At 65.1% G+C, this 15,671-nt stretch carries 14 protein-coding genes and 1 tRNA gene; 6 read left to right on the forward strand and 9 right to left on the reverse strand.

What is annotated here, in order from left to right:
• Positions 1-115 precede the first annotated feature (115 nt).
• The 3 genes from pstC to pstB are packed head-to-tail and all read left to right on the forward strand — an operon-like array spanning position 116 to position 2,933.
• On the forward strand, positions 116-1,054 hold the full coding sequence (gene pstC, locus AC14A7_RS05150) for a phosphate ABC transporter permease subunit PstC (RefSeq protein ID WP_484006886.1): 939 nt from the start codon (positions 116-118) through the stop codon (positions 1,052-1,054).
• Positions 1,054-2,130: a phosphate ABC transporter permease PstA gene (pstA, locus tag AC14A7_RS05155; protein WP_484006888.1), complete on the forward strand. Its 1,077-nt coding sequence runs from the start codon at positions 1,054-1,056 to the stop codon at positions 2,128-2,130. Before pstC ends, pstA begins: the two co-directional genes overlap by 1 nt.
• A gap of 23 nt (positions 2,131-2,153) precedes the next feature.
• Entirely contained in the window at positions 2,154-2,933 is a 780-nt protein-coding gene (gene pstB, locus AC14A7_RS05160; RefSeq protein WP_484006890.1) for a phosphate ABC transporter ATP-binding protein PstB, read from the forward strand.
• 120 nt (positions 2,934-3,053) lie between these two features.
• Here the strand turns inward: pstB and AC14A7_RS05165 are convergent, their stop codons facing one another.
• From AC14A7_RS05165 to AC14A7_RS05180, 4 genes are all read right to left on the reverse strand, one after another.
• Positions 3,054-3,839, reverse strand: coding sequence for an anti-sigma factor (locus tag AC14A7_RS05165; protein WP_484006892.1), 786 nt, complete (start codon positions 3,837-3,839; stop codon positions 3,054-3,056).
• Entirely contained in the window at positions 3,836-4,420 is a 585-nt protein-coding gene (locus AC14A7_RS05170; RefSeq protein WP_484006894.1) for a sigma-70 family RNA polymerase sigma factor, read from the reverse strand. The genes AC14A7_RS05165 and AC14A7_RS05170 overlap by 4 nt, the downstream gene beginning before the upstream one ends.
• 182 nt (positions 4,421-4,602) lie before the next feature.
• A complete protein-coding gene (locus AC14A7_RS05175; RefSeq protein ID WP_484006895.1) occupies positions 4,603-5,232 on the reverse strand; it encodes a DNA-directed RNA polymerase subunit beta in 630 nt (209 codons plus the stop codon).
• 17 nt (positions 5,233-5,249) lie between these two features.
• Positions 5,250-5,573, reverse strand: a complete 324-nt coding sequence (locus tag AC14A7_RS05180) for a hypothetical protein (RefSeq protein WP_484006897.1) — start codon at positions 5,571-5,573, stop codon at positions 5,250-5,252.
• A gap of 26 nt (positions 5,574-5,599) precedes the next feature.
• Between AC14A7_RS05180 and AC14A7_RS05185 the strand changes: the two genes are divergently transcribed.
• From AC14A7_RS05185 to AC14A7_RS05195, 3 genes are all read left to right on the forward strand, one after another.
• Positions 5,600-5,672, forward strand: a tRNA-Lys gene (locus AC14A7_RS05185).
• Between the two features lie 383 nt (positions 5,673-6,055).
• Complete coding sequence (locus tag AC14A7_RS05190) at positions 6,056-8,263, forward strand: KAP family P-loop NTPase fold protein (RefSeq protein WP_484006899.1); 2,208 nt, start codon at positions 6,056-6,058, stop codon at positions 8,261-8,263.
• A 2,073-nt stretch (positions 8,264-10,336) separates the two neighbouring features.
• A complete protein-coding gene (locus tag AC14A7_RS05195; protein WP_484006901.1) occupies positions 10,337-10,654 on the forward strand; it encodes a hypothetical protein in 318 nt (105 codons plus the stop codon).
• Between the two features lie 248 nt (positions 10,655-10,902).
• Here the strand turns inward: AC14A7_RS05195 and AC14A7_RS05200 are convergent, their stop codons facing one another.
• Genes AC14A7_RS05200 through AC14A7_RS05220 form a run of 5 tightly spaced genes read right to left on the reverse strand, consistent with a single transcriptional unit; the run spans position 10,903 to position 15,603 of the window.
• Positions 10,903-11,781 carry a carbohydrate kinase family protein gene (locus tag AC14A7_RS05200; RefSeq protein WP_484006903.1) on the reverse strand — a complete coding sequence of 293 codons (879 nt, stop codon included), beginning with the start codon at positions 11,779-11,781 and terminating at the stop codon, positions 10,903-10,905.
• On the reverse strand, positions 11,778-12,950 hold the full coding sequence (locus tag AC14A7_RS05205; RefSeq protein ID WP_484006905.1) for a serine hydrolase domain-containing protein: 1,173 nt from the start codon (positions 12,948-12,950) through the stop codon (positions 11,778-11,780). The genes AC14A7_RS05200 and AC14A7_RS05205 overlap by 4 nt, the downstream gene beginning before the upstream one ends.
• On the reverse strand, positions 12,947-13,903 hold the full coding sequence (locus AC14A7_RS05210) for a family 43 glycosylhydrolase (protein WP_484006907.1): 957 nt from the start codon (positions 13,901-13,903) through the stop codon (positions 12,947-12,949). The genes AC14A7_RS05205 and AC14A7_RS05210 overlap by 4 nt, the downstream gene beginning before the upstream one ends.
• A gap of 36 nt (positions 13,904-13,939) precedes the next feature.
• Positions 13,940-14,764, reverse strand: a complete 825-nt coding sequence (locus AC14A7_RS05215; protein WP_484006909.1) for a carbohydrate ABC transporter permease — start codon at positions 14,762-14,764, stop codon at positions 13,940-13,942.
• The gene (locus AC14A7_RS05220; RefSeq protein ID WP_484006910.1) at positions 14,761-15,603 is read right to left on the reverse strand and encodes a carbohydrate ABC transporter permease; all 843 of its coding nucleotides are present in this window, start codon (positions 15,601-15,603) and stop codon (positions 14,761-14,763) included. Before AC14A7_RS05220 ends, AC14A7_RS05215 begins: the two co-directional genes overlap by 4 nt.
• Positions 15,604-15,671 lie beyond the last annotated feature (68 nt).

The raw sequence follows: 15,671 nt of genomic DNA on the forward strand, positions 1-15,671 counted from the left end.
GGGTCGAGGTGGTCGGTTCCAGCCGAACGGGGGGGGGGAGGGGTCGTGTCTTCCGTTTCTGCTCCCCGTTCGGCTGGAACCGACCACCTCGACCCGCACCAGGAGCCCAGATCCTATGACGACAGCAACGGCGGCGCCCAAGGCACCGGTGCGGCGCGCCGACCGGGTCTTCTCCGGAGCCGCCCTCACTGCCGGCATCATCATCCTCGCCGCCCTCGCGGCCGTCGCGATCTTCCTCATCGCGCAGAGCATCCCCGCGTTCGTCGCTGATCCCAAGGAGCTCAAGGGAGAGCCGGACAGCTTCTGGGCCTACGTCGCGCCCCTCGCCTTCGGAACGGTGTGGGCCGCATTCCTCGCCCTCCTCATCGCGCTGCCCCTCTCCCTCGGCATCGCCCTCTTCATCTCGCACTACGCCCCGCGGCGCATCGCCCAGGGCCTCGGCTATGTGATCGACCTGCTCGCCGCCATGCCGTCTGTCGTCTTCGGCCTCTGGGGCATCAAGGTGCTCGCGCCCGGCGTCACCGACCTCTACCTCTGGCTCACCGAGAACCTCGGCTGGATCCCGTTCTTCGCCGGGCAGGCCTCCGGCACCGGCCGCACCATCCTCACCGTCGCCATCGTGCTCGCCGTCATGATCATCCCGATCATCACCGCGCTCTGCCGCGAGGTGTTCCTGCAGACACCCGTGCTGCACGAGGAGGCGGCGCTCGCGCTCGGCGCGACCCGCTGGGAGATGATCCAGATGGCGGTGCTGCCCTTCGGTCGCCCCGGCATCATCTCGGCAGCCATGCTCGGCCTCGGCCGCGCGCTCGGCGAGACGATGGTCGTCGCCATGGTGCTCTCGCCGGCCATCGTCATCAGCTTCGTGCTCACGAGCTCGCAGAACCCGTCGACCATCGCCGGCAATATCGCGCTCAACTTTCCCGAGGCGCACGGGGTCGGCGTCAACGCGCTCGTGGCCACCGGCCTCATCCTGTTCGTCATCACGCTCGCGATCAACTCGCTCGCGCGGTACATCATCAACCGCCGCAAGGCGTTCTCTGGAGCGAACTAATGACGACCGCGACCGCCGGCATCGTGAACTCCCTCACCACGGGGCGCCTGCCCAAGTGGGCTCCGTGGGCCATCCTCGCTGGCAGCTGGGCCGTCGCCATCATCGCGTTCGCCCTCATGAGCGCCTCTGGCGACGGTGAGTTCAACCTCGCGGCCGCCCTGTTCTTCGGCACCATCGTCTTCGACGGGCTCCTCTTCGTCATCGCGCTGCTCGTCGAGGGCGCCCGACAGGCGCGCGACCGGCTCGTGACGTCGCTCGTGGCGACCGCGTTCATCGTCGCGCTGCTGCCGCTCGTGTCGCTGCTCTACACGGTGGTCTCCAACGGCCTCGACCGCTTCGACGTGACGTTCTTCTCCAACTCGATGCGCAACGTGGTCGGCGAGGGCGGCGGCGCGCTGCACGCCATCACAGGAACCCTGCTCATCACCGGCATGGCGACGATCATCTCCGTGCCGGTTGGTCTCCTCACCTCGATCTACCTCGTCGAGTACGGCCGCGGCCCGCTCGCCAAGGCGATCACCTTCTTCGTGGATGTCATGACCGGCATCCCCTCGATCGTCGCCGGCCTCTTCGCCTTCGCCTTCTTCTCTCTCATACTGGACGACCCGGGAATCCGGTTCGGCTTCGGCGGGTCGGTGGCGCTCTCGCTGCTCATGATCCCCGTCGTCGTGCGCTCGAGCGAGGAAATGCTGCGCATCGTTCCGAACGAGCTGCGTGAGGCCGCATATGCACTCGGGGTGCCGAAGTGGCTGACGATCCTCAAGGTCGTGATTCCGACATCCATCGCGGGTATCGCCACGGGCGTCACGCTCGCGATCTCGCGCGTCATCGGCGAGACGGCCCCACTGCTCATCATCTCCGGCTTCACGGCGAGCATGAACTACGACCTGTTCAACGACCGGATGATGTCGCTGCCGGTCTTCCTCTACACCCAGTACGCGAACCCCGGCTCCGACGTCGGCCCGTACCTCGAGCGTGCCTGGGCCGGCGCCCTCACCCTCATCGCGATCGTCATGCTGCTCAACCTGGCTGCCCGGCTCATCGCCCGCTTCTTCTCCCCCAAGCTCGGTCGCTAGACCGTCTATCGAAGGAACCACCCGTGTCTAAGCGCATCGAAGTCAACGACCTCAACGTCTACTACGGCAAGTTCAAGGCCGTGGAGGATGTCACCCTCCGCATCGAGCCGCGCACCGTCACGGCATTCATCGGCCCGTCGGGCTGCGGCAAGTCGACGTTCCTTCGCACGCTCAACCGCATGCACGAGGTGATTCCCGGCGCCCGCGTCGAGGGCGAGGTGCTCATCGACGGCAACAACCTCTACGGCCCCGGTGTCGACCCCGTGCTCGTGCGCCGCCAGGTCGGCATGGTCTTCCAGCGGCCCAACCCCTTCCCCACGATGTCGATCCGCGACAACGTGCTCGCCGGCGTCAAGCTCAACAACCGCCGCATGGCCAAGAGCGACGCCGACGAGCTCGTCGAGCAGTCGCTGCGCGGGGCCAACCTGTGGAACGAGGTCAAGGACCGCCTCGCCCTGCCCGGCTCCGGCCTGTCTGGCGGACAGCAGCAGCGCCTCTGCATCGCGCGCGCCATCGCGGTCGCTCCAGAGGTCATCCTCATGGACGAGCCGTGCAGCGCCCTCGACCCGATCTCGACGCTCGCCATCGAAGACCTCATCGAGGAGCTCAAGAAGGACTACACGATCGTCATCGTGACCCACAACATGCAGCAGGCGTCTCGTGTCTCCGACCGCACGGCGTTCTTCAACATCGCCGGCACCGGCAGCCCCGGCAAGCTCATCGAGTACGACGACACCCGCACGATCTTCTCCAAGCCGAGCGTGCAGGCCACCGAGGACTACGTCTCTGGGAAGTTCGGATAACCACCCGCCTCTGCAAGAAATTCAGGCTGGAGCCGCATCCATCGTCCATGTGACCGTGGGGGTGCAGTTCTTCCTGATTTTCGTGACAGAGGGAGCGGCGCGCGAGCGCGAGCGCTGCTTCTATGACTCGATGACAACGATCGGGTCGGTGGTGGGTGTCGTGGATCCGCCGGTCGGCTCGACCGTGACGCCGACGGCGTCGCCGGCATGCATCTCGCCCTTGAGCAACTGCCATGAGCCGTCGTCGACGCTGGCGGTCATGACGCCCGCGTCGCGAACGCCGCCGTCGCCGATGTACCAGAGCTGGTAGACGTGCCCGGAGGGCGCCTCGGAGGCTCCGTCCATGGCGAGCGCAGAGAGCCCGAGCGAGTTCGACCAGAGTAGGGTCGCCGTGGCGTCGCCGACCTCGACGGTCGCCTCCTGCTTGTCAGAGGCAAGGGTGAGCTGCTCCATCGGCGAGGCCGTTGGAGCCTGCGTCGGCTGCCCGAGCTCTGTCACGATGCCGACACCGCCGACCACGATCGCCACGGCGGCGGCGATGGAGGCGACGGCCAGTGCTGGCCGTTGGAACCAGCGGGCCTGTGCCCTGCGCTCGGCGGGAGCCGTGGTTGCAGCGGGTTCCGGCTGGATGGCGACGGGGCCCGATGAGGCTGGTGCGGCATCCGCGGGCAGTTGGGGTGTTGTCGCGATCTGCGCGAGGATCGCCGCGCGCAGGGCAGGCGGCGGCGTCACCGGCTCGGCGGCGAGGCCGAGGATGACGGCGGTGTCCTGCAGCTCTGTCGACTCGTTGCGCGACTCCTGCGAGTCGGCCAGCAGTGCCTCGTGGGCGGCGCGCTCCTCATCGCTCACCGCGTTGAGGGCGTAGGCCCCAGACAGGTTGTCGTTGTCGTTCGTGTTCTTCGTCATGATGCCACCCCCAGTTCGTCTCTCAGTCTGATCATTCCGTCTCGCAGCCGCGTCTTGATGGTGCCAACCGGAATCTTGAGCATCTCGGCGACCTCGGTGTGCGAGTACCCGCCGAAGTAGGCGAGGGTCACGGCCTGGCGCTGCAGGTCGGTGAGCCGCGACATGGCCTGCTCGACCCGCGCGTGCTCGATGCGCACCTCGACGGTTTCTGCGACGTTGTCGTAGTCGGGCGCGTAGTCGCGGATGCCGATCTTCGTGTCGCGATCGCGGGAGGACTGCGCGGAGCGCACCCGGTCGACGGCGCGGCGGTGGGTCATGGTCATGATCCACGTGACGGCCGTGCCCTTGCTGGCGTCGAAACGCGGGGCGTTCTGCCAGATCTCGAGGAATATCTCCTGCGCGACCTCCTCCGACTGCGCGTGGTCGCGCAGCACGCGGCGCGTGAGTCCGAGAACCCGGGGCGCCATGAGGTCGTAGAGGCTGGCGAAGGCGCGCTGATCGCCTTGGGCGACGAGCGCGAGCAGCGCGTCGGGAGACGCGGTGTTCACCTGCTCAGATTCACGGGTCACGAGGTTCAGCATGCCAGTACTTCGTAACGACCCGCTGAGTCGATGGGCGCTCTTGCGCTTCTGCGCGAAACGTGAGTGCCGGGCCGCAGAACGCCTCTCGGCGCATGGCCGCTCGAAGCGGCTAATAGTGGAGCCCGGGGTTACTGCGGCCCGGCACTGAATAGTTTAACGCGATGCGCTGCTGGGCATTCCCTCTACTCGAGGCTTCCGGCCCGGTGCAGGCGCGCGCAGGCGGTGAACTCCTCTGCCGTTGTCGAGAAGCGCAGGGCGCGCGTGGTGAGCTCGGTCGACCGGGCGGGGGCGGTCAGCTCCTGGTCGTCGGCGACGCTCGTGCAGCCGGCGGCGGTCACGCGGCAGAAGGCGGCGGCCCGGTCGAGCGCGGTCGCGAAGTCGCCGCGAAACAGGCCGCGCAGGATCTGGTCGGCGAGCACCGTGATCTCCTCCGGCCCGGTGGGCATGGTCGCACCCGCGATGAGGGTGTCGATCGTGCCGAGCACGTCGGCCCCCCGCTGAAACAGGTAGCTCGTGCCCTCCGGGTCTTGCCGAATCAGCAGTCGAACCAGGTAGATGCGCCAGAGCGCCCCCGGCAGCGACTTCGGGCTCGAGCGTGCCCACAGCTCTGCGAGCGCATCGAGGCCGTGCTCGTCGGTGTAGGCGACGAGGCGGTCGAGCACCTCCGGGTCATCCGTCTCGCGCGCGCGGCTCACCAGGGCGTGGGCGGTGTCATGGGCGAGGCGCATGATCTGCGCCGGATCCTCCCCACCGACGAACTCGTCGAACTTGTCGCCCGAGTACTGGGTCGGCTTGTGGAACTGATCAGTCACGCCTCAACGCTACGCCCTCACGCAGCGGCGTCCTCCATCGCCCGCTGCACGCCGGCGGCCTCCGCGAGCCGCATGGCGATCTGCCTGCCGCTGTAGCCCTCGTCGAAGGCCTGCTGCAGGAGCCGCGAGACGGCGGTCGCGGCGCTCCAGTCGGGGAACGCCGCCGGCCCGAGGGCGGCGACAGCTGCGACCCCGGACGACCCAACACTGCGCGCGACCCGCGCCGTGATTGCGGGCTGGATGCCGTGGTTGGTTAGCAGCGCGGCGAGCGACGCGGCATCCATCCATTCACCCATGCGCACAGCTTCGCTCTCTGCTGGCCCGCGCGCGATGGGCAGCACTCCCCACCGCTACCATTGACGATGTAGGGCCTGTAGCTCAGTTGGTAGAGCATCGGACTTTTAATCCGCGGGTCCCGGGTTCGAGCCCCGGCGGGCCCACTGGATAGTGTTGCTCGGCGCTTCTCTTGGCGGTACCCGCTGGGGACTCCCCGCCGCGCTGGTTCCGGCGCATTGCGCCCGCTCAGTACTTGGATGCTGCGGACAACGCGCAATGTGACGGCCGTGCCTGTGGGGCGGGTTCGAGGCCGACCCCCGCGACAAGAAATGCCTTACATGCAAGCAGAACGCTGACCGTGCTTTCCGTGCTCACCCGATAGGTTTGGCGCGTGAAGTTCCCTCAGTCTGCGATCCTATTCTCCGCCGGCTACACCCTCCTATGTGGGTCAGCGGTTGTTCTGGGATTCGTACAAGCGGGTTACCTCCCCCTACCCCCGCATGCAGGGTTGTTCCTTACTGCCCTTTGGCTCGGTTTGCTGAGTGCGATGGTGCTGACCCACACTAACCATGCCAATCGAACTCGTGCTTCGCATCGAGTTCTCAAATCGCCCACAGTTCCGTCCGGTCCACCGTCAGACGGAACGCTCTGGAGTGACGAACCAACAGACCTTAGAGATCACGATGAGTTTGACCGACTGCCCTTCGCCTATCGCCTCGCGGCAATCTTGGATCAAATCGGAACGAATCGGCCGTCTAGTGTCATTGGGCTAACGGGGTCGTGGGGCGCAGGGAAGTCCAGCGTCCTCCTAACGCTCTCGAGCATTCTGCAGTCGCCTGGACCGGAGGACAGGCAATGGCTTGTTGCGAACCTGAACGCATGGCGATATTCAAACACCGACTCTCTGATTGCTGGGTTCTTCGCAGAACTGCGCGCCACACTCCCCGACGAGAGAAGGTGGTCGGAGGCCCGAGCAAGTGTGGCGGGATTGGTCCGCACCCTGGCTCCCTTAGGGTCCCTGACCTCTCTGGTCGGAGTGGACTCAACTAAATCTCTCGAGATGGTCGCGACTCAACTCGATGGAATCGATAGTGCGTCGAGAATGCAGACCCGCGCGGAGAACGCCCTCCGTAGCACTGGCCAGCCAATCCTTGTTGTCATCGACGATCTTGACAGGCTTGAACCGGCTGAATTGCTATCGCTGTTCCGACTGGTCAGATTGCTGGGTCGACTCCCAAACGTTCACTATCTTCTTGCATACGATGAATCAACGATTGCTGATGTCCTCACCCAAACAGGTCTAGTGGTCGATTCCTCGCGGTCTCGCGAATACCTGGAAAAGATCGTTCAAGTTCGCATCGAGTTGCCACCGGTACGCGCCGCCACCACAGAACATGCTGTCGATCGAGCGATCGAGGGACTTGCGAGCAAGTTTGGTGTGTCAATCAGCGACAGGCGCTCGGCTGATTTTGCTCTCATGTACCAACAGTTCCTTGCTCCTTCGCTGCAGACCCCGCGATCGATCCACCGGTGGCTCTCCCATTTTGAGCTGCTTTATCCACCACTCCACGGAGAGGTCGACTTCATCGACTTCTCCGTAATTACATGGTTGTCGCTGCACTTTCCGGGTCTTCCTGCGCTGTTGCAGCGCCGAAAGGCGAGCGTTTTCAGCTCCCGCTCACCGCTCACCATGTTTTCGACTCCGGACATCGACGCCGAACACGCGAAGTGGACCGAATGGATACGCGGATCGGGGGTCGAGGAGCGATTTGTGGAGCAAGCTTTCGGCATACTCGGCAAGCTGTTCCCGACGCTCGACCAAATCCATCGGAAGTCTTCGAGTTCTCCCGATTTGGAGGTGGTTGGTCGACGCCTGGGCGTTGGACACCCGGACTATTTCGATCGCTACTTCAACCTAGGTGTACCGGACGATGAGCTCACCGAATCAGCGTTCCTCGAAGACCTTTCTGTGGTCCTTGCCGATCCAAACACGCTAACAAAACTAACCGAGTTTCTTCGATCCGACTCAAGCGCTATCGTGCCTCGAATCGAGCGATGGGCTGAAGAACACCCCGACGACAAGACACGATTGCTTCTATGGATTGCAATCAATTTGTACGAGACTAGCGACGCGGGATTGTTCTCAGGGCGCACAGCACTTCGCGGGCTCCTTTTCCGCCTGACCCGATCCGATCCGGCAGCAAAGCTTTCTTTGCTCCTCCGACCTATTTGGTCGCGAGACGAACTCATACGAGTCGGCGCAATTGTCGTGAGCGATCACGTTTCAGACCGAGAAGAAACTCAAGATCTGAGCCTTCTTTCTGGGGAGGCTGTCAAACGCATCCGCCGAAGAGTTCTCCAGCTCAGATCGTCACCTGAAGAGCGGGACAGAGAACTCTGGGATCTCCTCTGGATATGGCAGGCCCTAGACAACGAGTCGCTTCGAACGTGGTACCGGCGCCTCGTAACTTCGCGATCGTGGACATTGCTGGAAGCTTTGGCAAACCTGGTGCAGTCCCAAACCCCGGTCGGCGTACGAAATCCAGTTGCGCGCCTTAGCGGCATCGCAGATTCGACCATAGAGGCCTTCTTTGGTTTGAATTGGTTCAGAATTCAGCTAGCGCAAACTATGTTGCCCGATGGGCCAGAACTGAAGTCAGACGGCTTTGGAGGACCTGAAGACACGTGGGAAAACAGGCTCGCAGTTGCCCGAGGAATCGCAAGAAACTTTGCCGCACGCAGATACGACGATTGAGAACTGTGACCACTCGGGCTAGGCAGTCGCAGACAAATACTGGCGCCGAGGGTTCTTCCATTAACCTGACGTTGTACAGAGCACCGGAGCCGAAATCAGTTTGAAACTGCCAGAATCACTTCAGCTCTCGACAAAGTCAGGACCCCTGATAATTGGTCGACTGCGGGCGTTCAACCTGAAGGGCGGACTATGGTCGAATCGCGTCGCGTCTACTTCCCTCTCGCATCCAACGCGTATTCGCTTCTGACAGGTAGCCCACTCGAGAGCGTTCGCCGCCGGATAAAGATGGCATCCCTTCTGCATGATGAGGTCTATCTCCAGTCTGGTTCAATGCAGATTCAAGCGGGCGCTACGGGTGCATCGGCGATGCAAAACCGGAACTCGGACGAAGACATAGGCTGGCAAACGCCAAGACATCGTGCCTCATTGCAGTCGAGCGAGTTCACCGTCGCGATTGCCCCAGAAGGAACGCCCTCAGGATCTGTCGCATTTCGAGAAATGATGCGTTCTCGATCCGTGATCGCTTGGTACCCAACCTTCGAACCGTTCCGGCGGGAACTGCCAGACTCTGCGTCGTGGATCGAGGTGGGTCAATTCGATGCTCCGACGGCGGAGGAAAAAGCACGAGGTAGATCATGGCGCAGTCGGGACAGCTCGAACGCTGTCCTTCTGGACACGCTTCCTGACGCTCTCGTGCGCAACCAAGTACTTGGGGGTGTCCAGAATGACTTGATTCTCGCCCACTCTCGAGGCGTCGGTCTCAGCATCGACCGTCTACACGCGACAGTGCTGAGTAGTCGACTCACTGACCCTCGTGCTGAGGTGCGGGACTTCGCCTTGCCAATACTTGTCCCAAGAGCCGGAAATCTATCTTGGGAAGATGTCGCTGGCATGCGCCGACATAAGTCGATGGTTAGCCTCAGGCGGGTCCTACTCGACATAGAAGCTGAAGTGCTCGAGCACGTGAATAGCGCCGGCGAGATCCCTGCCGCCGTGAAACGCGCATATCGAACTCGAATTGAACGATTCGCTCTCGACACTCCGTCCGTCGGCAGCGCAGTTGGAGTCGGGATCGCTGAGATCGCTGTGGGCGGGGCCATCGGGTTCGCGACCGCGGGAATTGGATGGATTGGCGCTGCCGTGGGAGCGGTACCTGGCGTATCGCTCACCGCCTGGGACGCAATTGGCCGCGCGCGAGCAAAGCGATCAAGAACTTGGATCTCAGCGCTTCAGGAAGTGGAGAGCAAAGCAGACTAATCGGGGTGAGTCGAGGATCTCCAGGCGGCCCGGTGGATCAGAACTCGAGGTTCCTGAACCTCGCAGGCTGATCGCATTAGTGTCAGCGCGATGGAACTCATGTGAAGTCCTCAATCCGGGGCCGAGACAACGGGAGGAATCCATGCCCAACCTCCGCGTCCACAACTTCGCCGTCTCGCTTGACGGGTTCGCAAAGGGCGAGGGCCAGTCGCTCGAGACTTCGTTCGGGCACGCCGGCATGCGGCTCATAGAGTGGATGATCTTCCCAACCCACACCTTCGCGAGCGGTCACGGCGGCGAGGGCGGCGAGACCGGCATTGACGACGACTTCGCCGCGGCCACCAACAACATCGGCGCAGAGATCATGGGGCGCCGCAAGTTCGGTCCAGAGCAACCCCCGTTCAACACCCCGTCATCGTGCTCACGCATCACCGCACCCCGACCTCGTCGTCGGCGACACCACTTTGATCTTCCGCGACGCCCCCCGCCGAAGCCCTCAAGCTCGCGACCGGCCTGGCCGACGGCAAGAGCGAGTGACGCGCGCCGGGCTTCGAGGCCCAGACGAACTCATCGAGGCCGCGGGCGGCGAACCAGACCGGGATGCCCAGGGCACTCCGTCGGCGTCGGAGGTGGCGAGGGTCAGGTAGACGTTCGCGGCGACGAGCTCGAGGGCGAGACCGGTGGGATCGGTTGCGGCATCCTCTGGGTTCATCCATCCACCATAGGAAGCTGACTCGAGGTAGGCGACGGCCGCGTCGGTAATTCTGGTTCCACTTCGTGACCCCACCGACCCGAACCCAGCGAGATGATTGGCGAGTGACAGAAACCGAGACGCAGCACGACTCGTCATCGACCCGCACGACGGCCGACCTACTAGGCGCCATCGGGCTGCCGTTGGGGATCGTCGCAGCGCTGATCGCTCTGATTCCCTATGTGGGCGTCTTCGGTTTCTGGGCGCCAGGAGTTGCAGCTGTAGCCCTCGGCGGCGGCGGGCTTTGGAGAGGTCGGGCAAATCCAAGCGGACGCCGGTTGTCTCGCTGGGCGCTAGGTCTGGGCCTTGCTTCGTTTCTCATCACCGGCGGCTGGTTCGTCTTCGCCTGGCTGATCGGCACGCTTTCCGATCAGTGGTATTGACCTGAGCGCGAGATTGACCGTCGGATACGGTTCTGCCACCAGTCACCATCTCGCTTGACGGCCTCGCCACAAGCGAGGGGCAGTCGTTCGAGACGCCGTTCGACCACGCCGTCATGCGTCTGATGGGGTGGTTCTTCCCGATCCGAACGTTCGTGAGCGGCAGTGGCCATGAAGACGTCGCGGTCGGGGGCGCCGAGATCACAGGGCACCGCACCTTCAGCCCGCAGACCGGACCACGTGCAACCGACTCACACCCTGGCCAGCACCTCAGCCCGCGTCGGCAGGTCTGCTCCAACGCGGCTGCAGGTGAGGGCGGCTGCCGCAGCGGCGAAGCTGCCCGCCTCGTGGAGGTCTGCGGCGCTCAGGGCCTCTAGCTCGAGGTCGCGCAGCGACGAGATGAGCGCAGCCATGAAGGTGTCGCCCGCCCCGACGGTGTCCCTGACGCTCACCGCGACAGCGGGAACCTCGACGCGATGAGCAGACGACGCGAGCAGCGCACCGGATGCGCCCCGCGTGACTGCTACGACCACAGGCCCGAATGAGATGAGCAGGTCGACCACGCTGCTGAGATCGCTGTCGGGGTAGAGCCAGCGCGCATCCTCGTCGCTGAGCTTCAGCACCGATGTGAGGCGTGCGATGGCCTCGAAGCGCTCGCGGGCATGCTGCGGGTCGCCCAGCAGTGCGGCGCGAACGTTCGGGTCGTAGCTCACCCGCGCCGGGGTCGACTCGAGAAACCGCTGCACCGCGTCGGCGCCCGGTGCGAGAAAGGTCGAGATCGAGCCGACGTGCAGCCACGGGGCCGCGAGATCGGTGACGGAGGCGAGATCCCAGCTGACGTCGAAGGAGTAGGTCGCCGAGCCACCGGCGCCGATCGTCGCGACGGCCGTGCTCGTTGGGTGTTCACGAAACGACGCGGGTTCAAGCACCACGCCAGCCCGGCGCAGATGCCCCTGAATCAGAGCCCCGTCGGGGTCACTGCCGATTCGCGTAAGCAACGTCGTCTCGACGCCGAGCTGCGCGAGACCGTAGGCCACGTTCATCGGCGAACCGCCGGGGAGGCGCGACTCCGTCTCGCCGTCGCGCACGACGTCGACAAGGCTCTCGCCGATGACCAGCACCTCGCTCATTGGCGAAGGCTCTCGCGCAGCGCGTCGATGACCTGCGTCGCTCGGTGGTCGTCGATCGCCTCCATCTGGTTGGTGAGGTAGGCGAAGCCGATCTGCGCCTCGGGGTCGGCAAAGGCGGACTGCCCTCCGGCGCCGTCGTGGCCGAAGCTGGTGGATGACAGAAAGCGTCGGGCCTCGGAGTCGAGCTGGAAGCCCATGCCCCATCGCGGCCACGGCCCAGGCACGTCCCACACGGGTGCGCCCTCGCTCTGCGGCACCGTCGCATCGTCGAGCACCTCGCTGTCGAGCAGCCGCACCCCGGCGGTCTCGACGACGGTGGCCGACCAGATCGTTGCCAGGGCCCGAGCTGTGGCGATGCCGCCCGCCCCGGGAATCTCGGCCGCCTGCACAGCCGGGTCGTTGAATCCCCCGTCGACCGTGATGAGCTCTGGTGTGAGCGCGCCGCCGAGGGTCATCGCGATCCCGCCCCAGTCGGTCACCCCGGGAGTGCGCGCCGCTGCCTGAATCTCGGTCAGCTGCGCGAGCGTCGGGCCGACCTGCATGTGGGCGACGCGGGGGTGCACGCCGTGCGGGATGCCGATCCAGGCATCCGCGTGCAGCGGGTCGGCGATGAGCTCGGCGAAGTACTCGCCGACCGAGAGTCCGGTGATGCGGCGAATGACCTCGCCGGCCAGCCAGCCGTGCGTGATCGCGTGGTAGGCGTAGCCGGTATCCGGCTCCCACAGCGGCTCCTGCGCCGCCAGTCGGGTGACGACGGTCTGCCAGTCGGTGATCTGCTGCGTGGTGAGCGGCTCGCGCGGCGCCGAGAGGCCGGAGCGGTGGGCGAGCAGGTCTTTGACCCGCACATTCTGCTTGCCAGCGGCCGCGAACTCTGGCCAGTAGTGGGCAACTCGCTCCTGGTAGTCGAGTCGACCCTCCTGCACGAGACGGGCGGCGAGGATTGAGACGAGCCCCTTGGTGCAGGAGAAGATGACGCTTGGCGTCTCCTCGCGCCACGGCTGCCGCGAGCGCTCGTCGCGCACCCCGGCCCAGAGGTCGACGACGAGCTCGCCGCGATGCCGGATCGCCAGCGCGGCCCCCATGTCAGGCTTCTCGGCGAAGCCCGCCTCGAAGGCACGGCGCACGCTCGTGAAGGCCGGTGCCGTCGTTCCGTGGATCTCGATCGTCATGAGGCCTCCTCCAGGCGAAGCTGACCCTCGACCCACGACAGCGGGATCGGGTCACTGAGCACGCCGGCGAATCCGCCGTCATCGGTTCTGTTCTCGAAGGCGAGCAGTACCCAGTCACCGTCGCGGTTCTGGATGGCGCGGCCGCTGTACAGGCGCTCGTCAACGAGCAGGGTGGCCTGCTCCGTGTCATACGGACCGGTCACGGAGTCGAGCTCGAGAGCCCAGATGCCGCCCGTCTCCCCAGCCCGCTCGCCGGTCAGCGCGGGAGAGTCGCAGGAGAACAGGAGCAGGCTGCGGCCGTCGATCGTCACGAGCTGCGGCACCTCGAGGTGCTTGAACCCGGCGCCGGTCGCGCTCACGGGAGGCTGCACCTCCCAGGTGTCCAGGTCGGATGAGGTCGCGTGCGCGATCACGCCGCGATCCGCCTCGTCGCCCGAGTTCGCCCGCGCGGTGAGGAGCATGTGCCAGCCATCGCCCGACGGGTCGGCGAAGACCCACGGGTCGCGCCATGCCTCCTCCGGCCACGAGGACGAGCCGAGGGTCTCGTACCAGCGCGCATCGGCGACGGCCACGGCATCCGGTCGTTTCGTCCACTCGTGGAGATCGCTCGACACGGCCATGCAGACGCTCTCGATGTTGGCGTTCGAGTCGTCGGAGAGAAAGCGCGAGCCGGTGTAGAACATGCGCCAGAGCCCGGCCGCGTCGCGCACGACACACCCCGTCCACGTGGCGGTCTCGTCGGCGTCGCCGGGGGAACCCGCGTCGAGCACCAGACCGAGGTCGGTCCAGTCGCGCAGGTCCGTCGATACGGCGTGGCCGATTCGCGCGTTGCGGTGCCGGAGGTTCTGGTCGCCGAGCGAGGTCGGCGCGTGCAGGTAGTAGAGGTGGTACTGCTCGCCGTCGTCGGCGAGCCAGAAGTCCCACACCCAGTGGGCGTCGAGAGAGAAGGTCATGCGTGCTCGATTCGGGGTGTAGCGGTGCGGCCGGGCTCAGCCCTTGACCGCACCCTGGAGGAGGGCCTGGATGAACTGCCGCTGGAAGATGACGAACACCAGGATCGTGGGCACGATGATGATGAGCGCACCCGCGTTGAGCAGCGGGATGCTCGACGAGTACTGCCCCTGGAAGAAGGTCAGGGCTCCCGCGACCGTGCGGTTGAGCGGGTCGGAGATGAGCACGACCGGCAGGAGGAACTGGTTCCACGTCCAGAGGAACAGCAGGATCGCGAGCGCCGAGAGCGCCGGCCGCGCGAGAGGCAGCTGGATGCGGCGGAACTCCTGCCAGCGCGTCGCGCCGTCGACGCGGGCGGCCTCTGACAGCTCCTGCGGAACACCGACGAAGTGCGCCCGCATCCAGATCACACTGAACGGCATGTACAGCCCGATGAGCGGCAGGATGACCGCCCACTGGGTGTTGAGCAGGCCGAAGCCCTGGATCTCGTAGTACAGCGGAATGATGAGCGCCTCGAACGGGATGGTGAGCCCGAGGATGAAGAAGATGAACAGGAAGCGGCTGCCGCGGATGCGCAGGTTGCCGAGCGCGTAGCCGGCCAGGGTCGCGCAGACGAGGCTGACCGGAACGACGAACACCACGATGAAGAGGCTGGAGCCCATGAGGCGCCAGACGTTGCCCTTCTCGAAGGCCGTGACGAAGTTGATCCACTGCGGGTCGGCGGTGAAGGTGAGCCCGGTGGGGTTGGTGTCTGCCGGCTGCAGCGCCGCCGAGAGCATGTTGACGAGGGGCAGCACCGTCAGCAGGAGCACGACGATGACGACGACCCGCCCGATGAGCGCCTCGTACTTGTTGACGATCACTTGCTGTTCGCTCTCGCTAGACGCTGGATGGGAAGCACGCAGGCGAGCACGAGGATCATGAGCACGATGCCGAAGGCCGAGGCCAGGCCGACGTTGCTCTGCGTGAAGCCGATGCGGTAGATCGAGATGCCCGGCACAAGGGTCGAGCGACCCGGACCGCCGAGCGTCGTCGTGTAGATGATGTCGAAGCTGCTGAGTGCCGCGATGATCGTGATGGTGACGAGCACCGCGATCTCCTGCCGGAGGCCGGGGATGGTGATCGTCACGAACTCACGCCACCAGCTCGCGCCGTCGAGGCGCACGGCCTCGTAGAGCGACTGGTCGATCTTGCCGATGCCGGTGAGGAACAGCACCGTGCAGAGCCCGGTCAGCACCCACGAGCCGATGAGGCCGACGGCCGGCAGGGCGGTCTGGAAGTCGCCGAGCCATGGTCGGGCGAGGAATCCAAGGCCGACCGCGTTGAGGAGCTGGTTGACGGCACCGGTCTGCGCGTACATCCACGACCAGGCGATGCCGGCCGCGGCGAGCGGGATGATCTGCGGAAGGAACAGCACCGTCTGCGTCGCACTCGAGAAGAACCCGGGTTTCATCGACCGGATGAGGGTCGACAGCACGAGGCCCGCGCTCACCGGAATGATGGTGAAGAAGGCGATGAGCACGAAGGCGTTGCCGATCGAGCCGAGCAGCGTCGCGTCGGTGAAGACACGGATGTAGTTCTTCAACCCGACGAACTCCGAGGGGCCGACGCCGTTCCACTTGTAGAACGAGTACTGGATGCCGAGGATCAGCGGGTAGATGACGAACGCCGCGTAGAACACGAGCGCCGGCACCGAGAACATCCAGCCGGAGAGGGTTCCGGGGGGGGGGGGGGGGGGGGGGGGGGGCGGGGGGGGGGGGGAGGGAGGGG

This window comes from Conyzicola sp. (assembly GCF_057073975.1).

What these genes read in the sequence shown, in the direction of transcription:
- pstC (WP_484006886.1), top strand. Translation starts at nt 116, where the DNA reads ATGACGACAGCAACGGCGGCGCCCAAGGCACCGGTGCGGCGCGCCGAC.
- pstA (WP_484006888.1), top strand. Translation starts at nt 1,054, where the DNA reads ATGACGACCGCGACCGCCGGCATCGTGAACTCCCTCACCACGGGGCGC.
- AC14A7_RS05165 (WP_484006892.1), bottom strand. Translation starts at nt 3,839, where the DNA reads ATGACGAAGAACACGAACGACAACGACAACCTGTCTGGGGCCTACGCC.
- AC14A7_RS05170 (WP_484006894.1), bottom strand. Translation starts at nt 4,420, where the DNA reads ATGCTGAACCTCGTGACCCGTGAATCTGAGCAGGTGAACACCGCGTCT.
- AC14A7_RS05190 (WP_484006899.1), top strand. Translation starts at nt 6,056, where the DNA reads ATGGTGCTGACCCACACTAACCATGCCAATCGAACTCGTGCTTCGCAT.
- AC14A7_RS05200 (WP_484006903.1), bottom strand. Translation starts at nt 11,781, where the DNA reads ATGAGCGAGGTGCTGGTCATCGGCGAGAGCCTTGTCGACGTCGTGCGC.
- AC14A7_RS05205 (WP_484006905.1), bottom strand. Translation starts at nt 12,950, where the DNA reads ATGACGATCGAGATCCACGGAACGACGGCACCGGCCTTCACGAGCGTG.
- AC14A7_RS05210 (WP_484006907.1), bottom strand. Translation starts at nt 13,903, where the DNA reads ATGACCTTCTCTCTCGACGCCCACTGGGTGTGGGACTTCTGGCTCGCC.
- AC14A7_RS05220 (WP_484006910.1), bottom strand. Translation starts at nt 15,603, where the DNA reads ATGTTCTCGGTGCCGGCGCTCGTGTTCTACGCGGCGTTCGTCATCTAC.